The 8,554-nt window shown below is 57.8% G+C and carries 9 protein-coding genes; 4 read left to right on the forward strand and 5 right to left on the reverse strand.

Annotated features, from left to right (window positions below):
- Window positions 1-51 precede the first annotated feature (51 nt).
- A complete protein-coding gene (locus HUJ17_RS15760) occupies window positions 52-1,233 on the reverse strand; it encodes an alkane 1-monooxygenase (RefSeq protein ID WP_290511584.1) in 1,182 nt (393 codons plus the stop codon).
- A 165-nt stretch (window positions 1,234-1,398) separates the two neighbouring features.
- On the opposite strand from HUJ17_RS15760, the gene HUJ17_RS15765 reads away from it, so the two are divergent.
- Window positions 1,399-2,427 (forward strand): AraC family transcriptional regulator, encoded by a 1,029-nt coding sequence (locus HUJ17_RS15765; RefSeq protein WP_290511585.1) that lies wholly within the window; start codon window positions 1,399-1,401, stop codon window positions 2,425-2,427.
- Window positions 2,428-2,474: 47 nt separating this feature from the next.
- Here HUJ17_RS15765 and HUJ17_RS16900 read toward each other — a convergent pair whose 3' ends face one another.
- Entirely contained in the window at window positions 2,475-3,896 is a 1,422-nt protein-coding gene (locus tag HUJ17_RS16900) for a fatty acid desaturase (RefSeq protein ID WP_366144895.1), read from the reverse strand.
- Between the two features lie 262 nt (window positions 3,897-4,158).
- Here HUJ17_RS16900 and HUJ17_RS15780 point away from each other — a divergent pair, with 262 nt between their 5' ends.
- Window positions 4,159-5,625 (forward strand): NAD(P)/FAD-dependent oxidoreductase, encoded by a 1,467-nt coding sequence (locus tag HUJ17_RS15780; RefSeq protein WP_290511586.1) that lies wholly within the window; start codon window positions 4,159-4,161, stop codon window positions 5,623-5,625.
- Between the two features lie 90 nt (window positions 5,626-5,715).
- Here the strand turns inward: HUJ17_RS15780 and HUJ17_RS15785 are convergent, their stop codons facing one another.
- Together HUJ17_RS15785 and HUJ17_RS15790 are read right to left on the reverse strand one after the other, a co-directional pair.
- Window positions 5,716-6,156 carry a YchJ family protein gene (locus HUJ17_RS15785; RefSeq protein WP_290511587.1) on the reverse strand — a complete coding sequence of 147 codons (441 nt, stop codon included), beginning with the start codon at window positions 6,154-6,156 and terminating at the stop codon, window positions 5,716-5,718.
- The gene (locus HUJ17_RS15790) at window positions 6,153-6,737 is read right to left on the reverse strand and encodes a TetR family transcriptional regulator (protein WP_290511588.1); all 585 of its coding nucleotides are present in this window, start codon (window positions 6,735-6,737) and stop codon (window positions 6,153-6,155) included. Before HUJ17_RS15790 ends, HUJ17_RS15785 begins: the two co-directional genes overlap by 4 nt.
- A 93-nt stretch (window positions 6,738-6,830) precedes the next feature.
- On the opposite strand from HUJ17_RS15790, the gene HUJ17_RS15795 reads away from it, so the two are divergent.
- Window positions 6,831-7,247 carry a VOC family protein gene (locus tag HUJ17_RS15795; RefSeq protein WP_290511589.1) on the forward strand — a complete coding sequence of 139 codons (417 nt, stop codon included), beginning with the start codon at window positions 6,831-6,833 and terminating at the stop codon, window positions 7,245-7,247.
- 99 nt (window positions 7,248-7,346) lie between these two features.
- On the opposite strand, the gene HUJ17_RS15800 is transcribed toward HUJ17_RS15795, so the two are convergent.
- Window positions 7,347-7,904, reverse strand: a complete 558-nt coding sequence (locus HUJ17_RS15800) for a gamma-glutamylcyclotransferase (protein WP_290511590.1) — start codon at window positions 7,902-7,904, stop codon at window positions 7,347-7,349.
- Between the two features lie 78 nt (window positions 7,905-7,982).
- On the opposite strand from HUJ17_RS15800, the gene pdxH reads away from it, so the two are divergent.
- A partial coding sequence (gene pdxH, locus HUJ17_RS15805) for a pyridoxamine 5'-phosphate oxidase (protein ID WP_290511591.1) occupies window positions 7,983-8,554 on the forward strand: 572 nt, incomplete at its 3' end.

Here is an 8,554-nt window from a genome sequence, read left to right on the forward strand (position 1 = left end):
AAAAAAAAGCCCCATCCATGAGGATGGGGCAAATGCCATACTCGGTGCAGACTACGTGGTCTGTTTGATCTGGTATTTGCGGATCAGTGCATCGCGGCGCGCCGGGTCAAAATTGATGTTGGCGGCGTCGTACCCGGCGTGTTCCAGCATGCGGTGGTCCATGACCTTGAACCACAGGGGTGGTACATAGCTGAGCAGGAACATGCCGAAATAGCCGTTGGGCAGCGTCGGAAGGCCGTCGAAATGACGCAGACTCTGGTAGCGGCGTGCGGGATGAGCGTGATGATCAGAGTGACGCTGCAGGTGGAAGGACGCCCAGTTGGAGAACATGTGGTTGCTGTTCCAGCTGTGATGGGGCTGAGTGCGCTCGTAGCGACCGTTAGCATCCTTGTGACGGAGGAGACCGTAATGTTCCACATAGTTGGCGGAGGTCAGCTGCAGGTAGGACCACAGGGTAACGGCGGCAATGAACGGCAACATTTTCCAGCCGAACAGGGCGATGATGCTGCCCCAGATCACCAGGCTTAGCAGGCCGGGTTGCAGGATTTCATTGTGCAGGGACCACACTGGTTTACCTTCTTTCTGCAGCCGCCCTTTCTCCAGCTGCCAGGCCCGTTTCATGGTTCCGGGAATTTCCCGCAGGGCGAACTTCCAGATAGATTCCCCCAGCCGTGAGGAAGCCGGGTCTTCCGGGGTGGCCACATCCCGGTGGTGGCCCTTGTTGTGTTCGATGGGGAAGTGGCCGTAGCCCAGCGGTGCCAGGACCAGCTTGGCCAGCCAGCGTTCGGTTTTGGTTTTCTTGTGGCCCAGTTCGTGGCCCAGGTTTATCCCGGCAGCACCACAGACGGTACCGGTAAGCAGGACCATGGCGATGATGCCATGGAGGGGCAGGGAGTGGGTGCCCACAAACCACATGCTGACCAGATAGGCGACCAGCAGGATTGGCACCAGGGCATAGGTCATGCGCCGGTAGAACAGGTCGGCTTCCAGTTGCGGTACCACCTCTTCCGGTGGGTTGCTGCGGTCTTCGCCAATCAGCATGTCCAGCAGCGGGATGGCCAGGTAGTAGAACACCAGGGGCAGCCACAGCAGCCAGGCTTCACCGGTTGCCATTACCATTAACGGGCCGAGGAAAACGGTGCCCGGAACAAAGAGGGAAACAATCCAGAGGTGCCGCTTGCGATCGCGGTACTCGACGCCGGAGGGGCCGACAAACACGCCAGCTTGACTCATGGTATGACCTCATTGGTTGTTGGTGGTATCTGAGTTCATCCATGGTGTGCCCGCCGAGGCCACTCGGGCACCCCGCCAGGTGGCAAAAAATCGTCTTAAAGTGACAGACTAAACAGGCAGTTTAGGGGTAGGCTGGGTACATCATTACTGTCAGGAGTGTGCCGGATGGCAGACAAGGAAATGGACCGGCTCAAGCCGGCCATTCATCCCACCTACAGCCGGGTGCTTTGCGCCCACCTGAAGCAGGAGGGCTTCAGTGATGCGGATATTTTTTCCGGCACCCGGCTGGCCTGGCAGGAACTGCTCAGCGAGCACCGCTATCTGAGCCTGGAGCAACTGTCACGGTTGATACGCCGAGCCTTGTTGCTCACCGCTGAGCCCTGGATCGGACTGAAAATCGGTGCCAATACTCCGGTGTCGGCCCACGGAGCCCTGGGATATGCGGTGGTGTCGGCCCCGGACATGCGCACCCTGTTGTCGGTGGTGGCCCGTTTTGTAGGGGTGCGACTGCAATTGGTCCAGTTGAAGTTCGAAGAGCGCGATGGCTGGGGCCAGTTACGGTTGCATGAAAACGTGGACCTGGGGGACTGTCGGGAGTTTCTGCTGGGTGCCCTGTTGGGCACCTACTTCCAGATGACCGACGCGGTATCCACCGGACGCACCCGGGATGCCAGGGTTCAACTGCCTTTTCCGCGTCCTCTCTGGGCGGAGCACTATGAGCGTTTGCTGGAATGTTCGGTGACTTTCGATGCGGATGGCTTTCTGGTGGAAATGCCCCCGGAACAACTGGCATCGCCCTGCCTGACCGCTGATCCGGCCATGCATCGCAATGCCATTCGTGATTGTGAACACCAGCTCAAACAGCTGGAGAAGGGCGGGCCTTTCAGTCAGCAAGTCAGCATGGTGCTGCTGGATTGTCAGGGTGAGCTTCCTTCTCTTGAGGTAATGGCGGAAAAATTTGCCATGTCCACGCGCACGTTGATTCGCAAGCTGAAAGCGGAAGATACCCGTTATCAGCAATTACTGGATGATGTGCGTAGCGAACAGGCAGCCTGGTTGTTAACGGAAACGGCCATGCCCATAGAGCGCATCGCCGAGCGGCTGGGCTACCAGGATACATCCAACTTCAGCCGCACCTTCCGCCGCTGGTTTCAGATGACGCCTCTCGCCATGCGAAAGGCGTCTCAGGTGTAAAAGACCCCCGGCGCACAGGGGGGGATTGGTTTGCCGGGGTTGCCCTCTCAGTGTTGCTTGAGGACGAAATCCACTTTCTCGCGCACAGCACAATCCGGGCACGGCCAGTCATCGGGTATCTGCAACCAGCGGGTGCCGGCCGGGAAGCCTTCTTTTTCCTCGCCGCGGCTTTCGTCATAGACATAGCCGCAATTGGGGCACTGGAACTGGTGCGGGGTATCGATTTCCTGTTCCGCCTGGCGGGCTTCGGCCACGGCGCCTTCGGCCACATCCGGTTCCGAGTCGGCGCTGTGATAGGTGACTGCCGGCTGTTGCCATTTTTTCAGCAGCTTTTCCCGCTTGTCCGGCTGCAGGTTGGCCAAAGTCAGATCACCCTTGTAGTGCTGGTATACCAGCGGGTCCATCTTCTGATACCAGACGAAGGGGAAGTAGGCCGGCATCAGCATGGAGGCGTAACCGGAGGGCAATTGTGGGCTGTCATCGAAATGACGGAGGGCCTGGAAGCGCCGGGTGGGGTTGGCGTGGTGATCCGAGTGACGCTGCAATTGATAAAGGAAAAGGTTGGTGACGATGTGGTTGCTGTTCCAGGAGTGTTTGGGTTCGCAGCGTTCATAACGTCCGTCGGCTTTCTTCTGGCGTAGCAAGCCGTAGTGTTCCATGTAGTTGATGACTTCCAGCAGTGAGGCCCCGTAGAACGCCTGCAGCAGCAGGAAAGGCAGCACGATCCAGCCAAGCCACAGGGTCAGTAGCCCGAAAAGCAATACGGTCATCAACCAGGCCTGCAGGTTTTCGTTTTTCAAGGACCACAGGGGCTCTTCACAACGCTCCAGGCGTTGGGCTTCGATACTCCATGCCGATTTGACGCTGCCGATCATGGTGCGAGGCAGGAACCGCCAGAAGGATTCGCCCATGCGTGCACTGGCCGGATCTTCCGGGGTGGCCACGTTTTTGTGGTGGCCCTTGTTGTGTTCCACAAAGAAGTGACCGTAGGCCACCGGTGCCAGGGTGATCTTGGCCAGCCAGCGCTCGGTTTTTGATTTCTTGTGGCCCAGTTCGTGGGCGGTGTTGATGGCGATACCATTAACCGCACCGACACTGAAGACCAGCCCCACCAATCCCCATAAGGGTGTTTGACCCTGAGCCACCAGCCAGGCCCCCATGATGGTGGCGATATATTGCGTGGGGATATAGGCATAGACGATCAAGCGATAGTACTTGTCGTCTTCCAGTTGCGGGACGGCAGTTTCCGGCGGGTTGTTTGTGTCGGTGCCGATCATCCAGTCAGCCAGGGGAATCAGCCCGTACACCAGCAAGGGGCCACCCCAGAGCAGGCCGGGCCAGTCCCAGATAAACATATAGATGAGTAGAAACGACACAGCCAGCACCGGGATGGCGGGGCTGAGTAACCAAAGGTAACGTTTGCCGTCATGCCAGTCAGTAAAAGCGGTGGTTTGTTCTGCTGATTTCATGTCTCCACCCTGCATACCAGATTGTCACTTTTACGCTATACCCAATGTTGCTGATGGCCAAGCCATGGTTTGTATTAACTTGGCAACCTGGCGGGTTTTCAGAGGCAATAATTTGCATTTTAATGTGGGTAATAAAAGGATTGTTAGCGACGTAAAATTACGATGGGATAGAACTGATGGAGGTGTCATTACTGTCGTTGATCATAGGGAGGCTATGAAGAAGCGAGAGGACAGCCTTGCAAGATTTTTCGGGAGCGAGGAAATGGAAAAAGCCAGCAATCCCCAAGAGTATGACGTGCTGATTATTGGTGCCGGATTATCCGGTATTGGTGCCGCCTGCCATATTCAGAAAGAGTGCAGCGCAAAAACATTCGCTATCCTGGAACGTCGCCAGGCCATGGGCGGCACCTGGGATCTGTTTCGCTACCCCGGTATTCGGTCCGACTCGGACATGTTCAGCTTTGGTTACGGATTCCGCCCATGGAATGAGCTGCAGGTGCTGGCGGACGGTCCATCCATTCGTAACTATATTAAAGAAACGGCTGATGAGTTCGGCGTTAGTCAGCATATACATTATGGTTTGACGATCACCGATGCTGACTGGTCCAGCGAAGAGAAAATCTGGACCGTGACAGCGGTACAGGAAAGTAGCGGAGATACCGCAACCTTCCGGTCCCGTTTCCTGATTGGCTGCACCGGTTATTACAATTACGATCAGGGATACCTACCTGAATTTCCTGGTATGGACCGTTTTCAGGGAACCTGCGTGCACCCACAGCAATGGCCTGAAGACCTGGATTACCGCGATAAGAAAGTGGTAGTGATCGGCAGTGGCGCCACCGCCGTCACACTGGTGCCAGCCATGGCGGAAGAGACCGCGCACATCACCATGCTGCAGCGCTCACCGTCCTACATTTTTTCTGTTCCTGCCTATGACAAATTGTCTGAATGGCTGGACCGTGTGCTGCCGTCGGGTTGGGTGTATCGCATGGCCCGCTGGCGCAATATCAAGTTACAGCGTTTGATCTATGTGCTGGCGAAAAAGTACCCCGACTTTACCCGCAAGCTGCTGCTGTCCAATGTGAAGCGCCATGTGGGAAAGAATTTCGACATGACGCACTTTCAGCCCGTTTACCAACCCTGGGACGAACGACTCTGTGCGGTGCCGGATGCGGATCTGTTCCGGGATTTGCGTGAAGGAAAAGCGGACATTGTCACCGATCATATCGATACCTTTACGGAAAACGGCATCCGTCTGAAATCCGGCCGGGAACTGGAGGCGGACATCATCGTGACAGCCACCGGCCTGAACCTGCAGGTGCTGGGCGGCATGAGTCTGTCACTGGATGGTGAGCCGCTGGATGTCAGTGAACGCATGACCTACAAGGGGGTGTTGATTGAAGGGGTGCCGAACATGGCATGGATTTTCGGTTACACCAATGCGTCCTGGACCCTGAAGGCGGATATCGCGTCAGCCTATATCTGTCGTCTGCTCAATTATATGGAGGCGGAAGGGCTGAGTGTGGTGGCCCCGGAAGGCGACAGCGATCTGACTCTGTCGGATCGCTCTATCATGGATGCTCTGGCCTCTGGCTACGTAAAACGCTCACGCCACAAGCTGCCACGTCAGGGGCGCCATCATCCCTGGAAAGTCCTGAATCACTACGGTAAGGATAAGCATATTTTGCTGGAAGAGCCGGTGGAAGACGGGCTGTTGTCGTTTTCGTGACGGGGGAATGAGCTACGAGCTACAAAAAAGAAAATAGATTTTGTGGGGTTGCTTTCTCGCAGCTCATAGCTCGTATCTCGAAACTGATCATTACCCACAACACTTCTTGAACTTCTTCCCGCTACCGCAAGGGCAGAGATCGTTACGCCCCGCCTTCAGGGCGGTCACTGACGGTGTGCCGTCCAGGTAATACCAGTGGCCGTTTTCCTTCACAAACCGGGAGCGTTCTTCCAGTACGGCCAGGCCTTGGCGATCCTTGCTGGTGGCGCGGAAATGGACCCAGCCGGTGTTGCCGTCTTCGCCGCTGGCAATGATCTCCAGGGCCAGCCACTGCTGGTCGTCATCCAGATCCAGCCCGACAGGGCGCTGGCTCAGGTGCCAGCTCCGGGCGATGTAATCGGTATTTTTCAACGCAAAGGCGGAAAACCGCGAGCGCATCAGCGCTTCCGGTGAAGCTGCCGGCTTGCCCTGGTGTAGGGGCTGGCAACAGTGTGCGTAGTCCAGTCCGGACTGACAGGGGCAAGCGCTCATGGGGTCTCTCCACCAAAGCAATCGAACAGCGCCAGCAAATCCTGGCGCAAGCGGGGCAGGTTCTCGGCCCAGGGATCATTCAGTACCAGCGCATTCATGGCGCCGTTGAGCAACACAGCCAGTCCTTCCGCGCTGCCGGAAAAGTGCAGGGCGCCTTCTTCCATGGCTTCACGGATGCCCTCACGCAACAGCGGGAAGCTGTAACGCTCGTCCAGGGCTCGCCAACGCTCCTGCCCCAGCACCGAGGGCGCTTCGACTACCAGGATGCGTCGCACATCGTCCCGGGCCATGAAGTCTACCCAGGCCAGGCTGCCGGCCTTTAACGTGGCCAGGCTGCCGCGTTGCCCGGCCACGGCATTCTCGATGGCGGCCATGGCTTCCCGACTAAGCAGATCGCAAACCGCTTCGAACAGTTCCGCCTTGTTGCGGAAATGGTGGTACATGGCGCCCCGGGTTACCCCGGCACCGGACAGAATGGCTTCTGTACTGGTGTCAGCGTAGCCCTGTTCGGCAAACAGGTGACGGGCGGCATTGATCAGACAGCCTCGGGTCTGGGCGCGACGTTGGGCATTGGTGGCCATGATGTCCTCTTCTGGTTGACAAACAGACTACCAGTTTGTTTTTATTTGCTCAAAACAGACTGTTAGTCTGTTTTATTCACAAGGAGGTATCAGATGAAAATCAGCGACCGTTACCCCATCGTGGTCACCGAGCATAAAGTGGCCTGCCGGGATTTCTGGCAGAAGCATTTCGGTCTGGATGTGCTGTTCGACAGCGACTGGTTTGTGCTGCTGGGTGACGCGCAGCAGGGCAGCGTGGTGGCCTTCATGAGCCCGGACCACCCCTCTGCACCGCCGGGACCGGAAACCTTCGGCGGGCTGGGTCTGTGCCTGGAGATCGAAGTGGAGGATGCCCGTCAGGCGCTGGCGGATTTTCAGGCCAGTGATGGCCGGGTTGACTACCCGCTCAGCGACGAGCCTTTCGGTCAGCGCCGCTTCGGCCTGCGTGACCCCTCCGGATTATGGGTGGATGTGGTGGAGCAGATTGCGCCGCAGCAAGGCTATTGGGATCGGTACATGCAGGCGGTGTGAAGGCCGCTATTGGCGCTTTGCTTGCAAAGCGAATCCCAGACGCCGGGCCAGCAAAAGCCTTCGCTTTGCGAGCAACGCTATAACGGTAGACGGCAAAGCCTACAGGCGCAGCAGGTGATGCTCGATGGTAAAGACATGCTCATCGTCAGCGTCCAGGGCGCGCAGGGCTTCAGCAAGCTGCAGCAGATAGTCCCGGTTACTGCCGCTGGGACCGTGGCTGGTGGCAATGTGACGGGCAATCAGCAGCTCGTCGCTCTGGCCGAGAAAGGCGGCATTGTCCTCGGTGGCGATGTAGACCAGGCCGTCAGCCTGATCGCCATCGGCGAAGGTCAGCGGGGTGCGAAATCGCAAATAACCATTTTTCTCCCGATGGTCCAGATGCTCGAACACATCCGGGGTGATGCGGTAGGCCATACCGGTACAGAGGGCGCCGGGGCTTTGTATCAGGGTGACCACGCGGCCTGGGCTGTCCGGGGTGCCACGGTGATCGTGGGAACCCTGCCAAAAACGACGTGCCCAGTCGTGGATTGTAGCGGGCCGACGTTCCAGAAAGGGAAAATCCGCCTTGTAGATCAGCGAGCCATAGCCAAACAGCCACACGGGCTGGTGTGGATCCAGCGGGTGGCGCCGGCGGTTTTCTGCAGAGGTGTCCAGCATACTTTTCTTGATCCTGGTTCGGTGTCTTCACGGTAGCGACGTTATACTGCGGGCTCAGTCTGATTGTCCGGGGAAACCATGAAAGACGTGCGCGAAGAATATCATGCCGAGGGTCTGAACGAAGAGAGCCTCCACAACGATCCGGTGGAGCAGGCCCGGCGCTGGGTGGATGAAGCCATTGAGGCCGGGCTGCCCTTGCCCAACGCCATGATCCTGGCCACGGTCAGTGCTGACGGCCAGCCTTCCAGCCGGGTGGTGTTGTTGAAAGGAATCGAGGGCGGTGGCTTTACCTTTTTCACCCACTACGACAGCCGCAAGGGGGAAGAAATTGCGGCCAACGCCAAGGTATCGTTCACCATGTTCTGGCAGCCCTTCGATCGGCAACTGATCGTGATCGGCGAAGCCCGAAAAGTGGATGAAGAAGAGTCCGACAGTTATTTTGCGTCGCGGCCCTACGCCAGCCAGATCAGTGCAGCCATCTCCCCCCAGAGCCAGCCCGCCAGCCGGGAATGGCTGGAAGCGGAAGTGGAGGCCTTGCAGACGCAACATCCGCAAGCCCCTGTCCCCCGCCCGGCCAACTGGGGCGGCTACCGCATCATGCCCACGGAAATCCAGTTCTGGCATGGCCGCCCCAGTCGCTTGCATGATCG

Source organism: Alcanivorax sp. (assembly GCF_014762765.1).
Taxonomy (GTDB): domain Bacteria; phylum Pseudomonadota; class Gammaproteobacteria; order Pseudomonadales; family Alcanivoracaceae; genus Alcanivorax.

Excerpts from the sequence above, each read along its gene's own strand:
- HUJ17_RS15785 (WP_290511587.1), bottom strand. The coding sequence starts at position 6,156 with ATGAGCGCTTGCCCCTGTCAGTCCGGACTGGACTACGCACACTGTTGC.
- HUJ17_RS15765 (WP_290511585.1), top strand. The coding sequence starts at position 1,399 with ATGGCAGACAAGGAAATGGACCGGCTCAAGCCGGCCATTCATCCCACC.
- HUJ17_RS15795 (WP_290511589.1), top strand. The coding sequence starts at position 6,831 with ATGAAAATCAGCGACCGTTACCCCATCGTGGTCACCGAGCATAAAGTG.
- HUJ17_RS15790 (WP_290511588.1), bottom strand. The coding sequence starts at position 6,737 with ATGGCCACCAATGCCCAACGTCGCGCCCAGACCCGAGGCTGTCTGATC.
- HUJ17_RS15800 (WP_290511590.1), bottom strand. The coding sequence starts at position 7,904 with ATGCTGGACACCTCTGCAGAAAACCGCCGGCGCCACCCGCTGGATCCA.
- HUJ17_RS15780 (WP_290511586.1), top strand. The coding sequence starts at position 4,159 with ATGGAAAAAGCCAGCAATCCCCAAGAGTATGACGTGCTGATTATTGGT.
- HUJ17_RS16900 (WP_366144895.1), bottom strand. The coding sequence starts at position 3,896 with ATGAAATCAGCAGAACAAACCACCGCTTTTACTGACTGGCATGACGGC.
- HUJ17_RS15760 (WP_290511584.1), bottom strand. The coding sequence starts at position 1,233 with ATGAGTCAAGCTGGCGTGTTTGTCGGCCCCTCCGGCGTCGAGTACCGC.